The sequence below is a fragment of the bacterium genome (assembly GCA_035307765.1).
GTDB lineage: Bacteria > Sysuimicrobiota > Sysuimicrobiia > Sysuimicrobiales > Segetimicrobiaceae > Segetimicrobium.
Genome location: DATGHU010000041.1, coordinates 1 through 23,469, shown reverse-complemented (window position 1 = coordinate 23,469; position 23,469 = coordinate 1). Strand labels below are relative to the sequence as shown.

General features: G+C 62.7%; 26 protein-coding genes and 1 pseudogene. 10 read left to right on the top strand and 17 right to left on the bottom strand.

Annotated elements, in window-relative coordinates:
• Positions 1-7: 7 nt before the first annotated feature.
• The 8 genes from VKV57_13850 to VKV57_13815 form a co-directional block, all read right to left on the bottom strand.
• Positions 8-1,216, bottom strand: a complete 1,209-nt coding sequence (locus VKV57_13850) for an acyl-CoA dehydrogenase family protein (GenBank protein ID HLW60985.1) — start codon at positions 1,214-1,216, stop codon at positions 8-10.
• Entirely contained in the window at positions 1,201-2,316 is a 1,116-nt protein-coding gene (locus VKV57_13845; GenBank protein ID HLW60984.1) for an amidohydrolase family protein, read from the bottom strand. The genes VKV57_13850 and VKV57_13845 overlap by 16 nt, the downstream gene beginning before the upstream one ends.
• A gap of 83 nt (positions 2,317-2,399) precedes the next feature.
• Positions 2,400-3,104 (bottom strand): GntR family transcriptional regulator, encoded by a 705-nt coding sequence (locus tag VKV57_13840; GenBank protein HLW60983.1) that lies wholly within the window; start codon positions 3,102-3,104, stop codon positions 2,400-2,402.
• 582 nt (positions 3,105-3,686) lie between these two features.
• Positions 3,687-4,136 (bottom strand): MarR family winged helix-turn-helix transcriptional regulator, encoded by a 450-nt coding sequence (locus VKV57_13835; protein HLW60982.1) that lies wholly within the window; start codon positions 4,134-4,136, stop codon positions 3,687-3,689.
• Between the two features lie 79 nt (positions 4,137-4,215).
• Positions 4,216-4,728 (bottom strand): cupin domain-containing protein, encoded by a 513-nt coding sequence (locus tag VKV57_13830; GenBank protein ID HLW60981.1) that lies wholly within the window; start codon positions 4,726-4,728, stop codon positions 4,216-4,218.
• A 117-nt stretch (positions 4,729-4,845) separates the two neighbouring features.
• Positions 4,846-5,313, bottom strand: coding sequence for a cupin domain-containing protein (locus VKV57_13825; protein HLW60980.1), 468 nt, complete (start codon positions 5,311-5,313; stop codon positions 4,846-4,848).
• 92 nt (positions 5,314-5,405) lie between these two features.
• Complete coding sequence (locus VKV57_13820; GenBank protein ID HLW60979.1) at positions 5,406-5,612, bottom strand: transposase; 207 nt, start codon at positions 5,610-5,612, stop codon at positions 5,406-5,408.
• A 35-nt stretch (positions 5,613-5,647) separates the two neighbouring features.
• On the bottom strand, positions 5,648-5,869 hold the full coding sequence (locus VKV57_13815) for a hypothetical protein (GenBank protein ID HLW60978.1): 222 nt from the start codon (positions 5,867-5,869) through the stop codon (positions 5,648-5,650).
• Positions 5,870-6,146: 277 nt separating this feature from the next.
• Between VKV57_13815 and VKV57_13810 the strand changes: the two genes are divergently transcribed.
• Both VKV57_13810 and VKV57_13805 read left to right on the top strand, forming a co-directional pair.
• Positions 6,147-6,470 carry a hypothetical protein gene (locus tag VKV57_13810; protein HLW60977.1) on the top strand — a complete coding sequence of 108 codons (324 nt, stop codon included), beginning with the start codon at positions 6,147-6,149 and terminating at the stop codon, positions 6,468-6,470.
• A 915-nt stretch (positions 6,471-7,385) separates the two neighbouring features.
• Complete coding sequence (locus tag VKV57_13805; GenBank protein HLW60976.1) at positions 7,386-8,390, top strand: ABC transporter substrate-binding protein; 1,005 nt, start codon at positions 7,386-7,388, stop codon at positions 8,388-8,390.
• Between the two features lie 133 nt (positions 8,391-8,523).
• Here the strand turns inward: VKV57_13805 and VKV57_13800 are convergent, their stop codons facing one another.
• From VKV57_13800 to VKV57_13790, 3 genes are all read right to left on the bottom strand, one after another.
• Positions 8,524-8,793: a GlsB/YeaQ/YmgE family stress response membrane protein gene (locus tag VKV57_13800; GenBank protein HLW60975.1), complete on the bottom strand. Its 270-nt coding sequence runs from the start codon at positions 8,791-8,793 to the stop codon at positions 8,524-8,526.
• 46 nt (positions 8,794-8,839) lie between these two features.
• Entirely contained in the window at positions 8,840-9,133 is a 294-nt protein-coding gene (locus tag VKV57_13795; GenBank protein HLW60974.1) for a hypothetical protein, read from the bottom strand.
• 438 nt (positions 9,134-9,571) lie between these two features.
• Complete coding sequence (locus VKV57_13790) at positions 9,572-10,438, bottom strand: SPFH domain-containing protein (GenBank protein HLW60973.1); 867 nt, start codon at positions 10,436-10,438, stop codon at positions 9,572-9,574.
• A gap of 754 nt (positions 10,439-11,192) precedes the next feature.
• Between VKV57_13790 and VKV57_13785 the strand changes: the two genes are divergently transcribed.
• Positions 11,193-11,642, top strand: coding sequence for an Hsp20/alpha crystallin family protein (locus VKV57_13785; GenBank protein ID HLW60972.1), 450 nt, complete (start codon positions 11,193-11,195; stop codon positions 11,640-11,642).
• Positions 11,643-12,235: 593 nt separating this feature from the next.
• Here the strand turns inward: VKV57_13785 and VKV57_13780 are convergent.
• Genes VKV57_13780 through VKV57_13765 form a run of 4 tightly spaced genes read right to left on the bottom strand, consistent with a single transcriptional unit; the run spans position 12,236 to position 16,710 of the window.
• On the bottom strand, positions 12,236-13,234 hold the full coding sequence (locus VKV57_13780) for a hypothetical protein (protein HLW60971.1): 999 nt from the start codon (positions 13,232-13,234) through the stop codon (positions 12,236-12,238).
• A gap of 7 nt (positions 13,235-13,241) precedes the next feature.
• Entirely contained in the window at positions 13,242-14,558 is a 1,317-nt protein-coding gene (locus VKV57_13775) for a M20/M25/M40 family metallo-hydrolase (GenBank protein HLW60970.1), read from the bottom strand.
• Complete coding sequence (locus VKV57_13770; GenBank protein ID HLW60969.1) at positions 14,555-15,931, bottom strand: dihydroorotase family protein; 1,377 nt, start codon at positions 15,929-15,931, stop codon at positions 14,555-14,557. Before VKV57_13770 ends, VKV57_13775 begins: the two co-directional genes overlap by 4 nt.
• Before the next feature lie 38 nt (positions 15,932-15,969).
• Positions 15,970-16,710, bottom strand: a complete 741-nt coding sequence (locus tag VKV57_13765) for a hypothetical protein (protein HLW60968.1) — start codon at positions 16,708-16,710, stop codon at positions 15,970-15,972.
• A gap of 964 nt (positions 16,711-17,674) precedes the next feature.
• Between VKV57_13765 and VKV57_13760 the strand changes: the two genes are divergently transcribed.
• Both VKV57_13760 and VKV57_13755 read left to right on the top strand, forming a co-directional pair.
• Positions 17,675-17,935 carry a hypothetical protein gene (locus VKV57_13760; GenBank protein ID HLW60967.1) on the top strand — a complete coding sequence of 87 codons (261 nt, stop codon included), beginning with the start codon at positions 17,675-17,677 and terminating at the stop codon, positions 17,933-17,935.
• Positions 17,932-18,699: a hypothetical protein gene (locus tag VKV57_13755; GenBank protein HLW60966.1), complete on the top strand. Its 768-nt coding sequence runs from the start codon at positions 17,932-17,934 to the stop codon at positions 18,697-18,699. The genes VKV57_13760 and VKV57_13755 overlap by 4 nt, the downstream gene beginning before the upstream one ends.
• Before the next feature lie 387 nt (positions 18,700-19,086).
• On the opposite strand, the gene VKV57_13750 is transcribed toward VKV57_13755, so the two are convergent.
• Complete coding sequence (locus tag VKV57_13750; GenBank protein HLW60965.1) at positions 19,087-19,944, bottom strand: HXXEE domain-containing protein; 858 nt, start codon at positions 19,942-19,944, stop codon at positions 19,087-19,089.
• 565 nt (positions 19,945-20,509) lie between these two features.
• Here VKV57_13750 and VKV57_13745 point away from each other — a divergent pair.
• Positions 20,510-20,962, top strand: coding sequence for a hypothetical protein (locus VKV57_13745; protein ID HLW60964.1), 453 nt, complete (start codon positions 20,510-20,512; stop codon positions 20,960-20,962).
• 2 nt (positions 20,963-20,964) lie between these two features.
• Complete coding sequence (locus VKV57_13740) at positions 20,965-21,156, top strand: hypothetical protein (GenBank protein HLW60963.1); 192 nt, start codon at positions 20,965-20,967, stop codon at positions 21,154-21,156.
• A 2-nt stretch (positions 21,157-21,158) separates the two neighbouring features.
• Here VKV57_13740 and VKV57_13735 read toward each other — a convergent pair whose 3' ends face one another.
• Positions 21,159-21,350, bottom strand: coding sequence for a hypothetical protein (locus tag VKV57_13735; GenBank protein ID HLW60962.1), 192 nt, complete (start codon positions 21,348-21,350; stop codon positions 21,159-21,161).
• A 418-nt stretch (positions 21,351-21,768) separates the two neighbouring features.
• Here VKV57_13735 and VKV57_13730 point away from each other — a divergent pair, with 418 nt between their 5' ends.
• From VKV57_13730 to VKV57_13720, 3 genes and pseudogenes are all read left to right on the top strand, one after another.
• Positions 21,769-22,203, top strand: coding sequence for a hypothetical protein (locus tag VKV57_13730; protein HLW60961.1), 435 nt, complete (start codon positions 21,769-21,771; stop codon positions 22,201-22,203).
• 325 nt (positions 22,204-22,528) lie between these two features.
• Positions 22,529-22,859 (top strand): annotated as a pseudogene (locus tag VKV57_13725) (paraslipin).
• 170 nt (positions 22,860-23,029) lie between these two features.
• Positions 23,030-23,353 carry a ferritin gene (locus tag VKV57_13720; GenBank protein HLW60960.1) on the top strand — a complete coding sequence of 108 codons (324 nt, stop codon included), beginning with the start codon at positions 23,030-23,032 and terminating at the stop codon, positions 23,351-23,353.
• Positions 23,354-23,469 lie beyond the last annotated feature (116 nt).

Sequence of the window (23,469 nt, the reverse complement as noted above, 5' to 3'; positions counted from 1 at the left end):
GCCTGCGCTACGTCGATACGCGAAGAGATTTCAGAGCCTCGGGCGGAAGCTTCGGGCCGTACTTCTGCTTCGAGTGAAACGCGCCGCCGAGATCGGCGTCGGCCAGCATGCGCAAGACCTGGGATTCGCGGAAGTGGAGGGTGAACGTGCGCACGTCCCGGAGCGCGCGTTCGAGCGGGAGCGTCTTGAAAGCGCTGCGCGCGCCGCAGACGTCGAACGCCTTGGTCGTGATCATGATCGCCGCCTGCTTTGAGGTGTGCAGGGCGCGCATCGAGGCCAGTTCGGCGTCGTCGTACCGGCCCTGCTCCCACAGCCAGGCGGCGTACCACATCGACGTGCGGGTGGCCTGGAGCGCGGCGTCCATTTCGCCAAGGGTGCAGGCCGTCACATCGTCTTTCGCCAGGAAGGGGCGCTCCTGGACATACCGCCGGACGAAGTCGAACACCCCCTGCGCCGTGCCGAGGTGGTTGGCTACGTATCCGAGGGTGAACGTGCGCGGGTCCCGCTGCACCCAGTCGCCCGGCTCGCCGATCACGTTCTCGACAGGGACGAAGACGTCGTTGAGGCGTAGGCTCCAGCTGATCGTCGCCCGCATGCCCATGGTGTCCCACGTATCTTCCAGAGACACGCCGGGTGTCCCCTTGGGCACGATCACGGTCGTATACCCCTCGGCCACGGTGCGGGTGCCCGGCGCCAGCACATAGATCAGATAGTAGTCCGCGGCGGGGGCCAGTGAGCCAAAATGCTTCACCCCGGAAAGACGGAAGCCGCCGTCCGCGGGACGCAGGACCGATTCGACCGTGCTCGAGCTGATCCGGGCGGGATCGGTCTCGCTCCCGCAGGAGGCGATGAGGGCACCTCGCGCGGCGACGTCGCCCAGGATCCGGCGGCGCTGCTTCTCATTCCCCAGGTAGGCGACGATCCCGCTGGCATGGGAGTGAACCTGGAGCAATTGGGCGGTCGATGCCGCCCCGGAGGCGATGGCCTCGAGCACCAAGTAAAACGGCAGAAACCGCGTGCCCTGCCAGAACCCGTGGCCGCCCAGCGCGGTCGGCACCGTCAGCGCGAGCAGGCCCCCTGCGCGCAGTTGATCGAAGTCCTTCTCCGGGAACGCCGCGGCTTCATCGTATTCGCGCGCCCGTGTGGCAAACTCGCCCCCGAGCCCGCGGGCACGTTCGACAAGTGCGCGGTCCTCTTCGGTCAGACGGAAGTCCATGGCCCGCCCTCTCCTTCCGACGCATCATGCCGATGCACCGTCCCCTGCTTCATGACGAACCGGACGCGCTGTACGGCGCGGATGTCCGAGAGGGGGTCGCCCTCAACGGCGATCACGTCCGCGCGTTTGCCGACCTCGATCGATCCAGCGCTCTCCGCGAGGCGGCAGATCGCCGCGTTCCAGCTCGTCGCCGCCTGGATGGCTTCCATCGGTGTGTACCCACCCTCGACGAGGTTCTGCATTTCGATCGCCAGGTCGCCGTGGTTCTCATCCGTGCCGATGCCGATTCGCACACCGCGCTCGCGAGCCTGCGCCGTGGTCCGGCGGTACGCCTCGATCATCGCCAGGCATCGATCGCGCTGCGTTGCCGTCGCGCCGGCGTGCCGGGCCACGACGTGCGCGTACCCCGACGTGAGCACGAGGAACGTCCCCCGGCGGGCCATCTCCGCGAGCACATCGTCGTCGAGCCAGGCGCCGTGCTCGATGGAGAACGCGCCCGCGTCGACCAGGTCGCGCGCGGCGGTCCCGCCGTGGCAGTGAGCCGCCAGCGGCAGGTTCACCCGACGCGCCTCCTCCACCGCGGTCACGATCTCATCGCGCGAGAAGCAGGGGGTGAGCGGGTTCACCGCACGGGTCGCAGCGCTCCCCGTCGCAAACATCTTGATCAGATCGACGCCCGCCTTTGCCTGCCGGCGGATGTGCGTGCGAATTTCTGGGGCACTGTCTACGCCGTTGCCCGGGAACCAGCTCTGCACCCCTCCGGTGATTGTGATGGCTTGCCCGCTAACCAGGAGGTGCGGGCCCTCGATCATTCCGTCCCGGATCGCCCGGCGGAGGAGCAGATCGATATGATTTTTCTCGCCCATCACGCGGAGGGTCGTAATCCCCGCCCGCAATATCTTCCGGCAGTTCGCGGCGCCGCGCAGACCCGACCAGGTGTCGGGCTCTCGCTCCAGGAGCTCCTTCGGATCCGTCCAGTCGAAGCAGAGGTGATCGTGCGCGTCGATCAGTCCCGGCAGCACGGTGGATGCTCGCAGGTCGATTGTGCGGGTATCCGCTGGACCGTCGACGGACCCCGCCGGGCAGATGGCCGCGATCACGCCGTCCTCGACCAGAATGAGGGCCCCGTCGAGCGGCGGCTGGCCGGTCCCGTCGATGACGCGGCCGCAGCGCAGGACGGTTTTCAGAGGTTCCCCTCGGGGGCGGGAGAACCCGCTCCTCCGGATCCGAGGGCGGCGCGGATGATCACGAGCGCGCTCTGGAAGTGCGCCGCGAGCAAGCGCTCCGCTCGGTCGCCGTCACGCCGGCGGAGGGCCTCGACGATCTGCCGGTGCTGCGTGTGGTGGCGCACGGCCGTCTCTCGGTCGTAGAACTGCAGCGTGCGGTGGCTGAGAAAATACTCCCGGTAACTGTTGGCCAAACGGATCAGCCGCCGGCTGTGAGACGATTCCGTCAGCAGCTGGTGGAATGCGTTGTTGAGCGCGGCGCGCTCCTCCAAGGAGGTGCTGTCCAACGCGGCCAGCGCCCGATCGCATGCCTTCTCGATTGCGGTGAGTTCCTCGGGCCGGATTCTGCGGGCGGCCACGTTGGCGGCATAGCCTTCCACGCGCTGGCGCAGCCCGTAGATTTCCTCAAACTCTTCTTCGCTATTCCTTACGATGACCCCGCCCGTGGGGACGAGGTCGACAAGACCCTCGAACTCCAGCTTGGAGAGGGCTTCCCGGACCGGGGTCCGACTCACGCCGAGCATCTCTGCCAGCTCCGTTTCGATGAGGCGCTGCCCCGGCTTGAAGCGCTGTTGCAAAATCGCCTGGCGAAGGGTGCGGTGCGCTTGGACCGTGACTGGCTCAGACCGCTGTATCTTCAGGGTGCCGGTGAGTCGGGCCATAAATGTGTATACTGCATGCAGTAGGCAAAACCTTCCTCGCGAGCAGGCCAATGCCCGCAGGCTCTAGGTCTCTGCCCATGGGGACATCAGGGTCCTGCCCCCGACACCTCAGGCGAACCGCTCACACGGCGCCCAACTTGTCCGGGTTGCCGATGGCCCAGACATTGCGGATCCGCGCCCGATCAACGTCGATGCTGACGACGACAGCTGGCGTGCCATCACTGCGGGAACCAACAGCGTGGGCTTGCCGTTGTCATCCGCAACCGCGTACCGCGCGCCGGCCGGTGCGAAACGCGCCGTGACACCGATAAGGAATCGGGCGACGTTTGTGCGACCCCGGATCGGCCGGAGGACGGCGCCCCGGACCTTGCCCCCGAGGAGCCAGGCGGTATGTGACACCGGTTTCGCCCAGCGTGCACTCCTGATTCATGTGGAGGTCTGCTGTCAGCCGCCCCGCTACACGAGCGGGGCTTGTGACCGTGCGGGAACGGTGAGAAACGAGTAGGAAAGAGGGTGGAGTGCGTGCTACAGGTCGTAGGAATCTCTTGTCGATGTTAGAATCTACCCCAAAAACCTTAGTGCTTATTCAGTCCCTTGTGCCGTTCCCGCCTGCGAGCGGGTCAACGGGCTCTCCCAGACGCGGAATAGCACCTCTTTGAGCTGGGCGAAACGGTCTGGTCCAAGCTCAACGCTCCATTCGCGCTCGATATCGCGGAGTATGCCGGAGATTCTTGAGTACGCAGCGCGACCGCGTTTGGTCAAGCGGATAATTCGCGCGCGGCCCTCGTCGGGTGCGTCGGACCGGACGATATAGCCCAGGCCTTCAAGGCTCCGGAGTAGCTGGTTCATGGCCTGCTTGCTCATGCCCGCGCGCTCGGCGAGAACGCCTGGGCGAACCCCATCCGGGCTCGGATATTGCAGCACCGCCATATGCGGCACGCGTAGCTCCTCAAAACCCGCTGCATTCAACTCCTTGATGAGACGGCGCTGGATCGCCTGCGCCGGTACGCGCAACAATGCGCCGATGCGCATATCTCTCGTTTCGACCGGTGAACTTGTTAGGCTCGACGTGCGGTCACGGATCGTTTTACGCCCCATGTTCGTCCCTGCCCTAGCGGCGGGTGGCACTCTTACGTTCGTGAACTGTGTGTGCTCCGTCAACTCGCCCCGTAGACGCCGGCACCGGGATCATGTCGAAGCGAGCAGCAAGTGCGGCCTGTTCCTCTTCGCCTCCGTGCCGAGCAGCCAGTTGCTGCATTTCCTCGAGATAGCGCTCGAAGCCGGCGGGATGATGCATAACCAGGAGGATCGCGCTGTCACTGCTCGCATTGTGAAAGCCGTGGATCGTTGCACGCGGGACAAAGGCGAATGTGCCTGCTCCAGCCGTGTGTCTCTCGTCGCCGATGCGCAGCACCACCTCACCTTTGAGGACGTAGAAGAACTCGTCGCGCCCGCGATGATAATGCGGCCCGGCGCCGACCGTCCCCGGCTCGACTCGTCCTTCCCAGACGGTGCACAGGCCGCCGGTCTCTGCTTCCGACGCCTTGACCGTCACGCCCGCGCCAGTGCACCCGACCGCAATAAACCGTCCCTCGCCGGGAGCCACCACAACAGCCTTCATCATGTTCCTCCTCATCCCCTACATGCCGATGACAGCCTCACGGGATCGGCCATTCCCGGTCTACGAGGCTCAGTCGTGAATAGTCCAAGTCAATGAGCTACTCCGGCTCGCAGTGCGCTGTTACGGTGCCGGGGTGAGGCCATGGCGGCGCATGATTTCCGCCATCTTCGCTCGGTCCGGCGGCCCGCCGGCCGCCAGGTTGATCACCTCGGCAGACTCGCGGAAATACTGCGGACCTAGTACGGCTGGCGTGATCACGCAGAGCGCCCTCACGTTCTGGCTTCCGGTGTTGTCGAACCGGTGAATGGCGCCGCGCGGAATGCAGAGTGCCTGCCCCGGCCCGACGTCGAAAGGTCTCCCGTCAACGGTCCAGGTCAACACTCCGTCGATGCCGTAGATCGTCTCTTCGTAATGGTCGTGGCTATGCGCCGGAGCCGCCAGGCGCTGCGCGGCCGGGACAAGGAGCTCAAACACTGCGACACTTCCACTCGAGTTCTCTCCGGTGATCAAGAAGCGCACCGCGAGCGGCCCGATACGGATGGTTTCGTCGGCAGGATTGACGTGCAGGTCGATCTTCTGCTGTGCCATGGCTGTCTCCCTATAGTAAATGGCGTTTACCACAAGCTGTATAATAAACGCCATTTACTAAAATGTCAATACCCTATTCCTTTGGAACCCCGTCACAGGACCGCCAGTCGATAGATAATGAGGGCATATGCCAAATGCAGCAACCCGCGATAATTCTCCATCCGCTTCTCAAAGTGGATAAGGAGTTTCCGGACTCGATTGTGCCAAGCCCCTGTGCGTTCGACCACCCAGCGACGCGCTGGATGCCGCCGACGTCGCGGGGCGCGGTTCTTAGAGGGAAACCGTTCGTTTCCGGCGATTCCCGATTAGTGTCCGGACCCTGAGCAACTCCGAGCTATGGGACTAGTTCGATCTTGACCGGCACGCCCGCCTGAGCGGACTCAATAATGGCAAGGCTCTGGCCGACAGCCGTCTGCGGCGAAGGATTCAACGTTACCGTGTAGTGGGCCCCGCTGGTCGCGCTGACTTTGGCTGCGAAACCCGCTTTGGTCAAGCGCTTCGCAATTTCTTCGGCGCGGCGCTTATCGGAGATCGGACCCACCTTGACCTGATACAATTGCGCACTGCCTCGAAGAACCTGCGCTGGCGCCGAAACAACCGCCGCTAGGGCCGGGGTGGGTATTTTGGCTGATGCCGCAACCGGCTGCTGCGCGCTCGCACCGCTCACCAGTCGAGGCGGTGAGACTGCCGAAGGGGTGGACGTCTGCCGCGCACCGCCCGCGACACCTCCGGTTGCCGCCGCAGCTGCCGCGATCGCCCCCGCTTGGCCTGAGGTCGGCCGGGGCAACACCTGCGCGACGAATTGCGCTTGGTTAGAAGCGACCGGGAGGGCCGTGACTCCGCGGAGCGAGATCGCGCTCTGCGCGGTGATCGGCGCGTTCGTGGATCCGTACGCGGAGGTGCCCGCAGGCGTGTACAAAGTCGCGCCCAGGGGGGGCACCGGTGCGGCCGATTGTACTTGGCTAGCGGCGACAGGGAGCCCTGTGACTCCACCCAGAGCGATCGCGCTCTCCGTGGTGATCGGTGCGTTCGTGGACCCGTACGCGGAGGTGCCTGCAGGCGTGTACAAAGTCGCGCCAGGGGACATGACCGGTGGGCTCGGAGGAGCCGGCGTGAGTGGAACCCCCCACACCGGGACCGTGGTTTGTGCCGGGTAACCTGTCGGTCCCAAGCGCACAGCGGTGACGGTCGTGGTTGGAGGTAGCGCGGAGGGGGAGACTCCTGTGGGCTGCTGCGCCGCCGGCGGGGAAGCGATGTTCGATGCTGCGATCGGCGCAGCTTGAGTGGCCACTGTCGGAATTGCGACGGCGCGCGCGACTCTCTCCGCGCGGACCGGAGCAGTCTCAGCCCGGGCCAGTTGTAGCCTGAAGGTCCGATCGTGCCGCCGAAGGACGACCTCGTTCCCTGAGATGGCGGTCACGGTGAAGTCCCGGATGCGATCGCCCACGCCGACAACGTACGACAGTCCGTCCATTTCAACAATCGCGAGATATGTACTCCCGGCGGCGATGCCTATCACCGTGATGCCAGCCGTCGGAGAAGATGCCTCCGACACTTGCACGTACACGGAACCGATGAGCACAGTGATCAAGATCCCCGCCAACCAGAGGAGCGGCCGCGATGGGCATCCTCCGTTCGAACCTTGAGGAGCCATAGGCCCTACCACCTCACACGCGAAGTCGATCGCCTGGATAGTATCGAAGCCGACTTCCGATGATGCCTTCTCCCAGCCCCTCACACCCCCCTGCCTGGGGGCGTTGACGTCTGTGCGCCGTTTCGCGCAGGCCGATTGGTGCCGCATCTGCTCTGAGCACAAATCGCTCAGAGGGCGGTTTTCCTAAGACCCCCTCTTCTCGGGGTACGCTGATTTAGGATCCCGGCAGCCCGGGCTTCATCCCCACACTACCGGCTACGACAAGACGGTACGGTTGGACAGGGAAAGGATTATGGCAAGGCTTTGGGGGAAGGTCAGAATTTGCACGTGTTTCGCGCCCGGTTCCGTTCGATCACCCTCAACTACAAGCTTTGGAAGGAATGGGGAAGCGGAAACGGAATACGCGAAGCGGATAACTATGATGACACGGCGCCAGTTTTTGGCGACCACGGCCTTGACGATCCTCGACGCTTCAATCCCGGGGAGGGTGGTCGCTGCCCCCCAGGTACAGCCTTTAAGGGTCATCGTGTTCCCCGGCGGGTTCAACCTGCCGCTGTGGGTTGCCCAGGAGAAGGGATACCTCGCCCAACGCGGGCTTGCGGTGCAATTGACGCCGACCCCAAGCTCGGTTTTCCAACTCACGCACCTGATCGATGGAGAGTTTGACATCGCGATGACCGCGATAGACAACGTAATTGCCTACGACGAAGGCCAGGGCGAGGTCCTGGCCCCGGGGCGCCCGGACTTGCTTGCGTTCATGGGAGGAGACAGCGGGTTCCTACGTCTGATCGTCAAACCCGAGATACAAACGTACGCAGATCTGCGTGGGAAGACCCTCTCGGTGGACGCCCCTTCCACGGGATACGCGTTTGTCCTCCGCAAGATGCTGGAGGCCAACGGATTAGGGCCCAAAGATTACTCGCTCGTTCCCGCCGGCGGCGTGCTTGAACGGTGGCAAGCTCTGCTGCGGGGCGAGCACGCCGGCACGCTGCTCGTGACACCATTCGAGGTCCTCGCGCAACAACGGGGGTTCCGGCTCTTGGGGAATGCGCTCGATGTCCTGCGCCGGTACCAGGGGGTCGTCGGCGCCGCGCGCCGGTCCTGGGCGGCGACCCACCGGGAGCTGCTCGTGGGATTCATCCGAGCGTACCGCGACGCCCTAACGTGGCTCTACTCGCCCGGGAATCGCGAAGAGGGGATCCAAATCCTCGGACGCAACGCCAAATTTCCCTCCGACCTCGCGCGGAAGGCTTTCGAGATTCTGGTCGACCCCTTCACAGGATTTGCCCCGGCGGCGGCGCCGGACTTCGAAGGGATTCGGACGGTCCTAGAGCTCCGGAACCAGTACACGTCGCCCCATAAGGGTCTGGGCGGCCCCCTCACGTACGTCGATCTCCGCTATTATTTGGCAGGGGAGCCTTAACCACATCTGTGCGCGGGCATGCGCGGCTCGTGTTCCGATTCCCGCCAGCGCATTCCACACCCCAGGACGTATTTCGTCCCGCCCCGCCGTCCGGCTCGTCTCCCTGGGGTCTACCCGCATGAGGCGGCCTGATCTAGGCCAGTCCGGCATTCCCCGTTCTGGTGAGCAGCCGCATTAGCCATAGCACGGCCACGGCTCCCACAAAGGCGACGACGATGGACCCGATGTTCAGCCCCGTGGGGCCGGGGTGCCCAAAGTAGGCGAAGATCCATCCCCCCGCGATGGCGCCGACGATGCCGACGACCAGGTCTCCAAGGACGCCCTTGGGCCCTTCACCAGGAATCACCCTTTTCGCCATCCAGCCTGCGATAATCCCAACGATAATCCATGCCATGATACTCATCGTACGATCCCCTTTCTCCTACTTGATGGATGATTGCGACGTACCGCTACTGGCGTACAATGCGTGTCGCTTCCGGATACGCAAGCCACTGGCTCGTTCGTTGGTGCGTTAAATACCGGAGATAGCCGGGCAGAGACATGTACTCCGTCTCAGCGCTGAAGGCATTCAAATTCGTCACGTTCGCATAAGTATCCATCGTCTCAGGGGGTGTTGGAACAACTCGCTGCCGAAAATTGAACTGCTGCTGCGGAGCCAACCGATACATCTGAGCAGAAGCTGACCCCACGGACAGCATCGAGAATATGCTCAGGGTCACAATGGCGATGATGACATTTTTCATATTCGTTCCTCCTTTTGAACTAAATCTTGGCGTGCTCTATGCACGGCCACGGACAGATCAGTGGCGATGCTCCGAGACCCCCTAGCCATACCGACGTGGCCGGGCCCTACGAGCGGAATCTATAGATGTTATCGTGTGGGGTATTCATGATGGCCGCCCACCGAGGGCTTTCAGGTTTCAGCGTGCGGCAGGCAGGATGGAAAAATTGATGCTCCCATTCGACCTACAAACAGTGTACCAAACGAGAGGGATCGGCACATAAGGAAGTTTCCCTCCGCTGGGCCCAATCCTTCCGATTCGATCCCCCTGATGCCCCCTGGCGAGCTTCTTCCGCTCGAGGCTGACTCTAGCGTCTCGGCGTGGGTCGAACCGGTTCTCCGCTGCCAAGGATCGGCCCCACGCCCGACCTTCATCGTGAGCTTATCGTTGTCGGTACGGCTACGGCGCCCTCGACGGAGTCCCCCGCGCCCCATCCACAAACGGCTGGAGCAGTTTGGTGAACTCCATCGGGAACACGAACTTCGTGGCCGGGCCCGCGCCGAGGGCTTTCAGGGCCTCCAGGTACTGGAGGCTCATCGTATTCGTGTCCACGGTCTTGGCGATCTCGAAGATCGTACCCAAGGCCAGCGAAAACCCCTCCGCACGGAGGATCGCGGCCTGGCGGTCCCCCTCTGCCTTCAGGATCGCCGACTGCTTTTCTCCTTCCGCGATGGTGATGGCGGCCTGTTTCTTTCCGTCCGCCTCCGTGACGAGAGCGCGCCGGCTCCGTTCGGCGGACATCTGCCGAGTCATCGCGTCCTGGACGTCCTTCGGCGGGGTGATCTCACGGATCTCGACGGTGGTCACCTTGACCCCCCACCGCTCCGTGACCTCGTCGAGCTTGGCGCGCATGACATGGTTGATCTGCTCCCGCTTCGTCAGGGCCTCGTCGAGGCTGAGGTCGCCGATCACCGCGCGCAGCCCGGTCGTGGCGATCCCCTGCGCGGCGCCGGCGAAGTTGCCCACCTTGATCACACTGAGCTGGGGGTCGAACACCTTCCAGTAGATCAGGAAATCGATGGAAATCGGCGCGTTATCCTTGGTGATGCACGTCTGCGCGGGGATCTCGAGGAACGCTTCCCGGAGGTCCACCCAAACCGCCTTGTCGATGATCGGAATCAGGTAGACGATCCCCGGACCCCTCGGGCCGAAGCTGCGGCCCAGGCGGAACACTACCAGGCGCTGGTACTCGCGGACGATCTTGACCCCGTTCCACGCCAGGAGCAAGCCGACGACGGCCACTGCGATCCCGAATCCATATCCCATGGTGATCCCCCTCGGTCACGTTTCCCTTCGCTTCCACGCGACCGGCGCCCTGCTCCCTGAGGGTCCTACGCTTTCTACCGGCAATGCCAACGTCTCGCCTTTGAGACCGGACATATCTCGCGCAGGTCGTGCATGCTGGGTACCGACGGTGGTTTCTATATGCTTCCCTCAGAATCGCCCGCCACCTTCGTGCGGGCTCGCGCGGCTTCGAGGCGTGCCTCTAGCGTAGGTCGGAAGGCTGGAAGCGTGCGCCAGAGGAGGTAAGGTTCAAGGCTTGCGCGGATGAGACCCCATACTGGCTTCGCTAATCCTTTTGAACAAGCGTACACTGGAACTGCTTCCCCTTCGTTATTCCCACAGCTAATGTTCCCAGCACTGGGTCGGCTCCTCGGAGGAGCAGGTACCGGATCAGGTACGCTGCGAGATCAGAGCGTTTCCGAGGAGGACGCCTATGGCGATCGATAACGAACGGACCCGCGCATGAGCCTCGTTGCGGGACCGGTGAGAAAGCACGAACGGCCCCGCGTTGGGCGAGCGTCGGTCGTAACGAGAGGTCGTGGAACGCCATCTTCTCCACTGTACCAACGACGGGTTGACGACGTGGAGACGGGTTCGGAACGGTTTGGGGCAAGCGGTGATCACGGATCGCGGTTGCGAATACTTGATGCGGCAGGTTTTGTAGACGTCCTCGCGCGATGTACTCGGCACCAACAAGACAGACTCCCCATGGGGAGATGTACGTGGAGGTGACAGCATGATTCTCGTGAGAAGGCCGCTCTTTGATGACGAACTGCAGGAAATGCGTCGCCAATACGGTGGATTCCTTGGCGCTGTGCCAGGGCCTTGGACACATGAGATCGTCGGGCCCGAAACGGAGTGGGAACCGCCGGTTGAGGCATTTGAAAGTGAGCATGAAGTGGTGATAATGGCGGCTCTACCCAACATCGATCCGAAACAGGTAGACATTACCATATCCAACGACGCCGTCACGCTCAAGGGGTCGACGAAGCAGGCAGAAGACAAGAAGGAGCGCAACTATTATCGGCGAGAGTTGCGATATGGAGCATTTCTACGTACCGTGCCACTTCCTACAGAGGTGAAGGGCGCTGAGGCGACAGCATCCTACAACGATGGAATGCTCGAAGTAAGACTACCAAAGTCGGATCGGGCCAAGAATACTACTGTCAAGGTCGCAGTGAAGTAGAACGGACCCAACCCGTCGGGGGGGGGCAGCGTAAGTGCCTCTCCTCCCCCGCACGAGCGGTAGATTTGTGGGGAAGATCCGATTCCCTGGCCCCCGTTGGGGTGCATATCCTCCCCCGAGGAGCCAGAGGGAGCTTTGCCGAACGCGGCCTCGTTTCGGGCTAAATGTGACACTCGCGGCGATGTCAGCGGTTTGCACAAGACCATCGGGTCTCGTCATGATCCGGTCCACTTTCAAACAAACAAGACCACCTTCGTCGCCACTAGCGAGGGGGGTGCACTACCTTCCTTCGCTCACGTACCGTAGTCTGGGTCCCTGTCTTCATCAACCTCATCGGTGCGGGCCCGCCTGTTGCAACAGCGATCATGACATTGCTGAGGAATTCCAAAGCCTGGAGTAGCTCCTTGTCCGTGATGTTCATGCTCTACAATTGATTTTTTGTAATAGAGATATTGGTGCAGTTAAACCGCTCATATACCCACGCGGTTGCGTCGAGAGCAAGCTCGGGCGGTTTGGGGGTGATCACCCTCAGACCGGTTCAGTGCAAAAACGCAAACCCCGTTCTTTCCCCTCTTGTTCGTCCCGCGCGGGCCTCACAGGAGCGGAATCAGTGCCCCCACGCCGCGCTCCTCCGCTTTGCGGAGGATGTATTGCGCAGTCACCAGATCCTGCGCCGGGACGCCTTGGGTCTTGCAGAAGGTTATTTCCTCTGCCGTTTCACGGCCCGGCCTCGTGCCCAAAACCAGCTCGCCCAGCTCGGCGACGTCGTCTTCTCTTATGATTCCTTCACCAATGGGGACCGTGAAGACCGGCGTGTGCGCCACGGTCTCCTTCATATCCGCAACAAGCTTTCCCGCGCGGTGAAGGGTCTCGCTGTCGATCTCACGAGATGCGCCACCCGCCACGACGCATGTCCCGGGCCGTAGGTCCCGGCCGTCAAACAACGGTCTCTCCGCGGTCGTTGCCGTTACGATTATGTCTGATGCCTCGAGGCCCTGTTTCGCCGACGCCGCGAGACGAATGTCGCGTGGGATGCGGCCGCCTTTGACCTGCAAATCCGTGATGTAGGCCCTGGCCCGCGCCTCCGTCCGGCTGCACACCCAGATCGTCTCGAGGTCCCTCACCTCGCAGATCGCCTCCATCTGATTCCGCGCCATCCGCCCCGCTCCGAAAATCGTGGCAACGCGGGCGTCCCGGCGGGCAAGCAGGTCAACAGCCACTCCCGTCGTGGCGCCGGTCCGGAGGTCGGTGAGGTGGCCACCTTCGATGACGGCCCGGGGGGCCCCGGTGTTCCCGTCGCAGACGACGACGATGGCCATCATGTGCGGCGTCTCTGATCCCCGTAGCCTATAGAAATCCGAGACGATCTTGACTCCGTATCCCCGCCCATCGGTCAGAAACGCGGGGAGGAACCCCACGAGGCAGGGGGGATCGTCATCCTTCCTGTCGAGCCAGTGCCTGAGCCCGGACACGCTTGCTCCACCGGCCTGTAGGGCAAACGCTTCTTTCTGAATCTCGATCGCCTCGCGCATCGACGCGAGGCTCTTGACCTGTGACGCGCTCAGGACACGGAGGTTCAGAATCCCGCTCATCGACTCCTCACGCTTTTGCCACGCCGCACAGCTGGAGGGACGTCAGAGCGTAGACCCGGGCCGCTCGCATCAGATCGGCAATCGCCAGCCGCTCCGGGAGAAAATCGCCACCGGCCCATGCGGGGCCGTACTTCACCACCGGGATTCCCAGTTCCGCGTAGACGTTGGAATCATTCCACATGCTGAGCTCGATCCATGTCGGAGGGCTGGGAGGCTGGCTAAAGACATGCGTGTGCGCGGCGGTGACGGCCGCCGCCACCGGACCGGCATTTTGCGCGACGTAGCCCATGCGCCCGAGGTACATGAAGACCTCGCTGCTGAGACCTGTGGCCGCGACCACCTGCTCGACCTCTCTTTTTACATGGAGGGGCGTCCGGTTCGGGGGGATGCGAACATCGACGTAGACGTTGGCAATGCCCGGACGCCAGTTGGGTTTGTACGGGAGTCCGCCGTCGATCGCGCCAAGGGTGACCCGAGGTTCGATCTGCCCGCAGGGGGTGTCAAAGCGATTCTCCGCCTCGTAGCGATCCGCCCAGGCCTCGAGCGCGATTAAGAGATGGGCCAACTTGACGATAGCGTTCTTATTTTCTTGCACCGAGGGGGCGGATCGGTCGTTCATCGGTGCATACTGCGGGATCCCGTGCGTGCTAATTCGGAAGTAGGCGGCTCCGGGTAGTGCCCAGGAAACCGCCCAAACAGAACCGCCCTCGCAGACCACCGCGTAATCAGTCCAGACGCCGGCATGCAGCAGGAACCGTGTGCCCTCACCCTTACCGCGCGTCCCTGGTCCCTTGTACGGACCGACTTGACCGCGACCAATCTCCCCCGCCACGCCGGCCAGCACGACGTCGCCGTGTAGCTTGACCCCGCTGAGCTGGATCGCCCGGGCGGCAATACAGGCGCTAACAAAGGGACCTTTATCGTTGAAGATGCCGAGCCCGTAGATCACGGCGTCTCTGACCTCCGCGGCCGGTCCGGCGATCGCCTCGGGACGGCCGAGGATGGGCAAGTCCTCCGCCACGGTGCCAACGAACGTGGTGTCCATGTGGCTGTTGAACGTGACGCTCTTTCCTCCGCCGGTGCCCGCCAGAGTCCCGACCACATTGCCGCGTGTCGGCTCCACCTCCTGGACGTAAGCGGCAATGCCGCGTTCGTTCAGCCACCCGGCGATGAACTCGCACACGTCCTTTTCGTACCCGGGGGGGCTCGGGACATTGACGACCCCACAGGCCAGTTCGACTAACTCCTGTTCAAGAGTATCCAGCCGGGCGAGTACCTCACGAGCAGCGGCCTGCCAGTCCATGCTGATCCTCCCATCTGTCACGCGGTGTGCTCCGGATGTTCGGGCCTGAGTTCTCGCGTTGGTGATTCCGGCACAACAAACCGGCCCCAGGGAGACCGGTCGACCGCTCCATCTATCATCACCGGCCGGCCCCGGACCATCGTGAGGTACGGACGCCCGGTGACGACCCAACCGTCGAAGGGCCCACGATCACCGCGGGAGTAGAAGCGGCTCCCGTCGATGCGCCAGCGCTCATCAAGGTTTACCAAGATCAGGTCGGCATCTGCGCCGATCGTGATGGCGCCCTTCCGGGGGAAAATGCCGTACGTCCGGGCAGGTTGCTCACAGCACAGCCTCACAACGTCCGGGAGTGTCAGTCGGCGGCCGGCGCAGGCGTTGAGCAGCAGGGGAAGCCAGGTTTCGAGTCCGATAATGCCGGGCGGCGCGAGAAACGGCGGATGCTCGGTCTTTTCCTCGGGTGCGTGAGGCGCATGATCCGTACAAAGATAATCCACGGTACCGCCCCTCACCGCCCGCCACAATGCGTCCAGCTCCGCCCGGGGGCGCAACGGGGGGAGCATCAACGCGCGGTTGCCCATCTCCGCAAGCTCATCGGTCGTCAGAAACAGATGGTGGACGCACATTTCAACAGCGACGCGCGCCCCGGGATAGGCGAGGCGCACCTCCCGGACGAACGCCAGTCCCTCGGGCGTTGTTACCGCCCGAAGTACCACTGGAACATCGAAATGGGCCGCCAATGGGATGATGCGTGCCATGGCGGCCACTTCAGTCGCGGCGGTGGTCGTCCGGGCGAAGCGGCCCGCTGCCGGAACGCCCTGGTCCTCCAATTCGCCTCGGATCCGGTCTTGCAGATGCTTATCGCTCAGGTAGAAGGCGAGCGGGAGACCCGTGCGTCGCACTCGGCAGAACAGGTCAACCCATGAGGCTGAGCCGAACGCGTAGGGGTCGTCGTAGAGATCGAACCCGATGGGTCCCTTATCGGAAAACGCGGTAACACCTTCCGGGTCGGCCATGCAGGCTCCGGCAAAGACCGCGAAGTCGACCACGGCTTTTCGGGACGCGAGCTCGGCGGCGGCGTGAAGCGCATCCGGCGTGGTGAGTGGCGGGTTGGTGTTCGGGATGGCCATGACCGTCGTCACCCCGCCCGCGGCCGCCGCTTGAGTCCCCGAGCCAACATCCTCTTTGTATGTAAAGCCCGGTTCCCGCAGGTGCGCGTGAGCATCAACCAGTCCGGGGAGAACGTGTTTGCCACGGGCATCGACGATGTGGTCGGACGCCCCCAGAGTCTCAGGCACAGCAACAGCAGCGATGCGCCCATCGCGCACGCCAAGGTCGGCCCGAATGAACCCGGCGGTCGTCACGATCGTGCCGCTTCTAATGATGAGATCGTACAAGCGATAGCCTCCCCGAAAGGTCGGATGGTGGTGATCGGCTATCGCGAAGCGTGGGTTGGGCGACCGTTGGCCACGACCGCGGCGCTACGAAAGAGTCTGCCGGGGCACGTCGTCGCCCCGGCCCCTATTGTTCCGAGCATGCTCCACAGCAGTGCCAGATTACTGGAGACGACGGGGATCCCGAGGTCGGCCTCCAGGGGGTCAATGACCGTAAATGTGGCGAGGTCTGTGGCCAGGATGACCAGCGCAGCCAGATCTTTTCCTTTGAACTCCCGACGGATGGTGGGGTAGAAGTTTTCGCATCCTGGAGAACCCTGTTCAAAGCTGAGCGGGACGCTGGCGTTGTGTGCGACCTCGATCTCGTGTCGTTTGAACCAGCCAGGGATCAGGGCGGCGATCTCATCCGAGTACGGGGAGAAGACACCGATGCGGCACGCCCCCAAGCGTCTGAGGGCGACAACCATGGTTTCACCCGCCAGTAGGAACGGCGCGCCGCCGGTCGCCTCGGCGAACGTCTCGTGCCAGCCGGGAGGTTTCAGGAGGCTTGTTGCCATGCACGCGTAGCAAAACACGTCGACTTTCCCTCGCAACCCTTCGATGGCCTGCGGGAGCGTATCGGCCATAGAGAAAATCTGTTCCCGAAAACCTGCGGCGTTGCGGGGGACCACGCGGGCTCCGTGAAGCGATAGGCCGGTCGGCAGCACACTGTACATTTCCGGCTCCACGATCGTGTTATTGCTGGGCATGATGACTCCCAGTCGCCCCCTCCACCCGTACATCCGGCATCCTCCTCGCTGCTTGGTTTGGACTCCCCGATGGACCGAGTCACCGGCAAATTGCCGCCCGTACCGGCGCGATCCGGAAGTTGTTGACTGGTGCATCTCGCGCGGGCAGCAGAACACGCAGACAAGGCAGCCCATCTCGACCGGAAACTCGATGGAGTCATCTCTCTTGACCTTGGAGCCTTGACCACAAAGAACCTGTTGCGGTCGGTGTCGGCGTTCGTCCAGATATAAAAGAATCCGGAACGTCGTCGGGAGTCAGCCGATCGGGGGCGCAGTGTGCACCGGCATGCCTGGTATTGGAGGATTCCACCCCAGTATCCTTCAGCGGACCCGAGAAGAGCCCGCTCTCCCCGTCCTGAAAACACTAACCCGGAATCCGCACCGCGGGGCGATTTCTTGGGCACTTCTCCACCCTCGGCTGCTGTGCCGCCCGACCTGTCTGCAAGGGCTGTGTTCTGGTGCCCCTGTGAGCCCAGACAAGCGACAACCATTTTGGGGAGTCGCGAACCGACCTGCCGCCGCATTGGGTCAAACCGATGCTCGTGGTCGACGTGGACCATCGGGAGCGGCTGGCAGACGACCTACGTCACCCGTCGCTGAAAGCGTTGCGAGCCGACCAAGACCTTCGGGAGGTCAGGCTTCCTGGAAAATCCTGAGACGGGCTTAGTCGATTCGCGTTGAATCTGGGACCGTTGTTGATGCACGGTTATGTCCGCGATCAGGAGTGAGTGTTCAGCAGGGCGGATAGATGCCGCCAGCGAAGCGCACCCCGTCCACGCAACACGGGGCTGGCGCTTTGCGAACAGGCCCGGCCCCGGGACCGCGAGAGGAGGACCTCTTATGGCCGAGCAGGACCCCTACTTCGGCGCGGTGCCGCGCTCTATCTCCCGACGAGATCGCCAGCCTGGCCGGCCGCGAAGACGTGGGGCTGTGGGCACGGGCGAAAGGGCGGGTCAGTGTGTCGAACGTGCGTGGCGCGGCGCACTGCTTTCCGCCCGAGGGAGCGCTGATCTCGCGGCGCCGGGCCATTGGGCTGATCGGCAGTCTCGCCGCGGTAGCCACAGTCAACAGCGTCGTCCGGCCCGCCTGGGCCGTGAGTGGTGTGGGCTGGAGCCAGTGGGCTCAGGTCCCCAACATTCCCCGGCTGACGTTCTCCCCCGCGGCGGCCGCCTACCGGGGAGGCACCGCCGGGGGGTCCTATGTGTGGTCTATGGAGTGAGGGCCGATGACTTCTCCCTCGGCTACGCCGAATGGAACGGAAGACAGTGGGGCTCCTGGCAAAGCCTCGGGGGCAAGTGGACCTCCAGCCCGGGCGCCTGTGCCACCGACGTCGGCGGCCACCTGGTGTACTGCCGGGGCGTGGACAACGCGACCTATCAGAACAATGGGCACATCACGCATTGGGACAGTCTCGGGGGAGCATTCACGTCGGCGCCGACGGCCGTCTACCGGACGAAGATCTTCGGACAGATCGGTATCGACGTGTTCGTACGGGGCGGCAATTACGGACTCTGGCAGAAGGCCTACCAAGGTGGCGGCGGAGGCTCTTGGAGCGACTGGCTGAGCGTCGGCGGCAGCTTAGCCTCCGCTCCGGCGGTCGCGTCGGGCGGCCCGGCGCTACTCGACGTCTTTGCCCGGGGCAACGACAACGCGCTTTGGCACCTCAACTTCGACGAGAACCGGCGATCCTGGACCAACTGGGAATCCCTCGGCGGGGTCATCAGTTCCGGCCCGGCGGCGGTCGCCTGGGGCGGCAACGCCGGGCTTCAGAGCTTCGTCCAGCAGCACCTAGATGTCTTCGTCCAAGGCAGCGACCACGCTTTGTGGCGCAAGAGCCTCGACCACGGCCGGTGGAGCTCATGGGAGTCGCTCGGCGGCCGGTTCGCCAGCGATCCCGCGGTGGCCTCGTGGGGCGAGGGGCGGCTCGACGTCTACGTCGTCACGTCTAACGGGCAACTGTGGACCAAATCGTACCAGGCGTGATTCCAAGCGTGTCGGTCTTGGACGGCTCCTCAGGGTTCGAGCAGGTCGTCGGCTTCGCCTGAGCGCGCATTCTGCCCGTAAGCAGTCGGTCCGGCAGGTTGAGGGCCGCATGTGCTTCACGGAGGGCCGCACGCGCTTCCGGCAGTGGGATGCGACGGTGGCCCTTATGCTGTATCGAATATGGTCTGGGAAGGTGGCCATCCGGCTCATAACCGGCTGGTCCGGGTTTGAGGCTCGGGGCAAGGCAGATGGTTGGTTTGCCTTCCGCGGCGTGACGCCTAAGCCGCCATCAAACCCAAACCCCAAGGCCTGCTATACATTTCGCCAGTGGGGAACTCTCTTGCCGTTATCTCCATTAGGTGCCGGCGAGCCTAGGCTAAAGCTGGGCTAAGCTGGCTCGGCGCTTCCCCGAGCCAGCATTGCGACGCGTCGTTTGCCGTAAACGATGATCGCCGCGTGAATGAAGATCGCGACGGCCAGTCCGATGACATGATCGGCTGCGCTGACCCCGGGCTGGGCCGAGACGGCAACCAATCCCCAGACTCCGCATGGCACGAAGAGCAGGATCGCGGTGGCTAGGCCGGGGTTGTAGCGTCGCTGGCCGGCGCCGGCTGCAAGATGGAAAACGGCGTTGACCAGCGTGAGGTAGACGGCGATGAGACCCAGCCCAACGTCGACGAAGCGGGCAAGATAGAAGGCGGCAAGGTCGACGACCCAGACACCGACGACATTGATGACGACCACAGCGGGCGTCGACAGCATCTCTCGGCCACCGCCGATCGTCTCGTTAATCCAGCGGCGAAAACGATCATCGTAATGCTCTTCGAGTTGGTGAATCATGTAGATCGGCAGTTGCAGGTACACCAGGACGAGCGGCCGCCCGGCCGACACGAGCGCGGCCGGCGCTACCGCGAGCAGAAACAGACCCGCGAGGAAGCCACCGTACATCCAGTTGCGTCCGACCCAGTGTTTCGTTGACCTTACCTCCGCGACTGCACCACTTCGAACGATACCGGAACGCGACAGCCGCGGTTCTTCGGCATCTCGTCCGGAGGGCTCGGTGCGTGGCAACTCGGCTCCCGCAACCCCACCGTTTTCGGCGCGATGCTTCTGCTCTCCGCCGATTCGTACTTTGACTTCACGCACCGAGAACCATTCGAGGGACAACTGGCTACGATCGAACAGGCGGCTTCCATGTGTCCCGTCTCGCTCGGCCATCTCATGTATGACCTCCACCGCGGTCATCGCATCCTGAGCGCGGCGATGGCCGCGGCCGGCAGGCTTGAGGGCAAGGTGGACGATCTCACGTCGAGCCTAGCACCGTTGCGGAGCCACGCCGCCCCTTGGAACAGGGCTGAATGGTATCCGCAGGCTCGAAAACGCCATCCACATACTTCTCCTGGGAGGCGGAAAAGTACTGCCGACCACATGCGCCTCTTGCCGTTGGCGCACAGAGACGGGTGGCGGCGAGCCCCCACTACGTGTGTTGCGCGGTTGCCATACTAGGAGGTTTTCCCTGGCGTCCGGTGTCGTGCCCCTGCCAAAAAGGGACGCGTCTCGTGGCAATCGAACCTCTAGCCCTGTTTACGTCCATGCCGGAATGGCAGACGCCTCGACCCCGGCTTAGGGAGGCTTCAGTGCCGTTCGACAGGATCTATTTCGACGCAAATGCCTTACAGAGCGGAGGCTGGCCGCGCCCTACCGCATTACTCAAATAGAACCTCGACAACGCAACAATGAGGACGTTCCCCAAGGACCTCTAAGTATCCCTCAGGGATAAGACGACAAGGTGTGTCGGAGGTGGATGGACGTGAGCACACCGGAGGAGAGACTGAGAAAGAGGGCCGCAGAACTCGAGCAGATGCATAAGCAGAAAATGGAGTCATCCGCTCAGGCGGCAAAACGTGACCAAGACACGTTGAGACAAAGCGAGCAACGCGTGCGCAATGTCGCCCAGGAGTATTTGAAGAGAGCCGAGACCCTCATCACCGCGACGCGGATGCGCGTCCATCACTACCTGCGCTACTCGTCGACCGGACTGCAGTTCACCCTGGAAATAGGACACTACCCGATGGTGCAGGCGACTTTGGGGTCAGATGGATGGGACGTAATCGTCCGAAACCAAGGTAAGGACCTATCCCACCATACTTACAGGTCAGACCAAGATTTCCTAGAAGCGAAGGACGGACTATTGGAGCCTCTCGTTGACAGCGCCTTAGAGGCCCTCGTGAGCGGAAAAGAGCCACCCGCCGAAGACCCTTAACGATGGTAACGAAGGGGCAGGGCGACATGTATCCGCCACACGCTGGTATGGTTGAAGAAGCAGATCCTGAGCCGCGAACCAAAGAGCGCACGCTCAAGGCGGATATCACTTTGGCCCCGGCGGTGCTCGACGGGCTCCGCCGGCTCAAAACCGAGCAGGAGGAGGCAAGGCGAGGGCTGGGTTCGACCTATTGAGATCAGGAGTGATCTTCTGTCAGCGCGACGGCAAACCGATCCACGCCCACAACCTCACCCAACGCGATTTCCGCAAGGTCGCCCGGGCGGTGAAGCTCACCCGTATCCGCTTCAACGACTTGCGGCACAGTCACGCAGCCTGGCTGTTCCGCAAAGGCGTCCACCCCAAGCTCGTGCAGGAACGGCTGGGACACTCTCAGATATCCACGCCTCGACACCTATGCGCGTGTAGTGCCAGGAATGCAAAATGGTGTGGGTCGCGATCTCGCCAGCTCGGGTTAGCAATGGTGAGCAAACTGGGAGAGAACGTGAATCCGCACCGCGCGCAAACCCTTGAAAACATTGGTGGAGACGGCGGGATTCGAACCCGCGACCCCCTGGTTGCAAAGCAGTGTACATCCATCAATCTACAAAGCTTGTTAGGCGTCCTTGATCCGTGTCAGCCACACCTCCGGTTTCCCATCCCCCCACACCTGCTCCGACGCTCCTTTGGAACCTGCATGCTGGACAGCCGGCGGCGTACGCATGCCTCCCGAGCGTGATTCGGAGAGGGGTTCAGCAGACCCGCGCGAATGCGATGCACTGGATACAGTAGCGCTGGAGGGGATGCCCGTGAGCACGCCAGAGGAGCGAATTCGGAAGAAGGGCGAAGAATTGGACCAACGGGAGAAGAATCGGCAGGTTCAGGGAGGTATATCAATGAAACCAGAAGCTGGAGGGAAGGTCAAATTTGGAATTTGGGGCCTTATTTTGGGGGCAGTCATCGCGATGATCATCGGCTTTGCGTGGGGCGGTTGGACAACCGGCGGCACCGGCCGACAGAGGACCGACGCGGCGGTCTTGGCGACTCGGGCCGCGATCTGCGTTGCCCAATTTATAAAGGACCCGAACTATAAAGAGAAGCTCAAAGAATTAAAGGCGTCAGATTCCTATGAGAGAAGTACGTTCATTGAAAAAGGGGGCTGGGACAAAATGCCCGGAGAACAACAGGCTAGCTTTGATGTAAGCCGGGCATGCGCCGACGGGCTTGAATATCTTACGAAATAAGCTAGCTCGTCAAGATGTATTCGTGTTCGAGGCGTAGTGACAAAGTCGAAAGAAGGAACGGGTTGGTAATCGTAAGGGCCTATCCGTTCGGCACCAACCCCTTGCCTAAGCCCGACCTCGAGGGTGTCTTGTACCTCGTCCTGTCATCGCGCTGCCTCCAGGGGACGTTCACCCGCCCCCACCCACACCAAGAGCCCAAAGGTTGTGTATAGTCCCCATAGTATATATATTTATCTATATCTTAACATCAACGGTAATTCCAATCAAGGGAGTGAGTTTGGGGAGAAGGCACTTGCTTACGCGAGGGTAAGCACGACTGAGCGGAGAGATCCCCGCGCAGACGTGCATCACCAAGGACAACGCGCCGATCTCCATCGATTTCCTGATCTACTGGAAGGTGTTCGACCCCCAGCTCAGCGTGATCAAGGTGGGCAACTTCGCCGGCGCCGCGCAGGGGATCGCCACGACCGGGCTCCGCGCGGTGATCGGCGACCTCAGCCTCGACGAGGCCCTGACGAAGCGGGAACAGATCAACCAGATCATGCGGGCCTAGCTCGACGAGGTCACGGAGGGGTGGGGGTCAAGGTGACCACCGTGGAGATCCGTGAGATCACCCCACCGAAGGATGTTCAGGAGCGATGACACGGCAAATGTCCGTAAGCCGCCCCGGCGGCGGCCGCAGAGACACCACGAGGGCCGTAACTGTGGAGCAACGGCGGCGCGGACCGCGCCACTTGCCGATCGCTGGTTGAGACCTACAGGGACATCCATCAGGTTGGCTGCTGATGACACTCCAAGGAGGTTTCTATGCTGTTCAGTGCAAAGAATGAACGCGGCGATAAACGGACAGATCGGTCGCGAGTTCGCGGCGTCGCTCGAGTACGTCTCCATCGCGTCTGGCTTTGCCTCCGCGGGTCTGACTGAACTAGCCAAACACTTCTACCGCCAGGCTGAAGAGGAGCGCGATCACGCGATGCGCTTCGTGAAGTACGTGGTGGACGCGGGGGGCAAAGTGGCCATCCCGGCCATTCCCGCCCCCAAGAGCGCGTTTGCGGGCGCCGAGGAAGCCGTAAGAAACTCGCTCGAGTGGGAAGTGACCGTCACCAAACAAATCAACGCTCTAGTGTGTCCAGTATGGACGAGGTGTTGACACGTTTGTCCTCCAACCGTCGTCCGCATTCGTGCTCAATTGGCCGTCTTGGCGAGAAAGACTGTCGCCGGCGTCCGGCCCTGGAGCCGATAGCCTTGGTGCGAGCGGTCCTGGTT

Coding starts and splice junctions, on each gene's coding strand:
- VKV57_13785 (HLW60972.1), top strand. CDS start 11,193: ATGATTCTCGTGAGAAGGCCGCTCTTTGATGACGAACTGCAGGAAATG.
- VKV57_13800 (HLW60975.1), bottom strand. CDS start 8,793: ATGAGTATCATGGCATGGATTATCGTTGGGATTATCGCAGGCTGGATG.
- VKV57_13805 (HLW60976.1), top strand. CDS start 7,386: ATGATGACACGGCGCCAGTTTTTGGCGACCACGGCCTTGACGATCCTC.
- VKV57_13750 (HLW60965.1), bottom strand. CDS start 19,944: ATGACCGCGGTGGAGGTCATACATGAGATGGCCGAGCGAGACGGGACA.
- VKV57_13720 (HLW60960.1), top strand. CDS start 23,030: ATGAACGCGGCGATAAACGGACAGATCGGTCGCGAGTTCGCGGCGTCG.
- VKV57_13790 (HLW60973.1), bottom strand. CDS start 10,438: ATGGGATATGGATTCGGGATCGCAGTGGCCGTCGTCGGCTTGCTCCTG.
- VKV57_13830 (HLW60981.1), bottom strand. CDS start 4,728: ATGATGAAGGCTGTTGTGGTGGCTCCCGGCGAGGGACGGTTTATTGCG.
- VKV57_13765 (HLW60968.1), bottom strand. CDS start 16,710: ATGTACGGGTGGAGGGGGCGACTGGGAGTCATCATGCCCAGCAATAAC.
- VKV57_13840 (HLW60983.1), bottom strand. CDS start 3,104: ATGGCCCGACTCACCGGCACCCTGAAGATACAGCGGTCTGAGCCAGTC.
- VKV57_13740 (HLW60963.1), top strand. CDS start 20,965: ATGGTAACGAAGGGGCAGGGCGACATGTATCCGCCACACGCTGGTATG.
- VKV57_13850 (HLW60985.1), bottom strand. CDS start 1,216: ATGGACTTCCGTCTGACCGAAGAGGACCGCGCACTTGTCGAACGTGCC.
- VKV57_13825 (HLW60980.1), bottom strand. CDS start 5,313: ATGGCACAGCAGAAGATCGACCTGCACGTCAATCCTGCCGACGAAACC.
- VKV57_13795 (HLW60974.1), bottom strand. CDS start 9,133: ATGAAAAATGTCATCATCGCCATTGTGACCCTGAGCATATTCTCGATG.
- VKV57_13835 (HLW60982.1), bottom strand. CDS start 4,136: ATGCGCATCGGCGCATTGTTGCGCGTACCGGCGCAGGCGATCCAGCGC.
- VKV57_13780 (HLW60971.1), bottom strand. CDS start 13,234: ATGAGCGGGATTCTGAACCTCCGTGTCCTGAGCGCGTCACAGGTCAAG.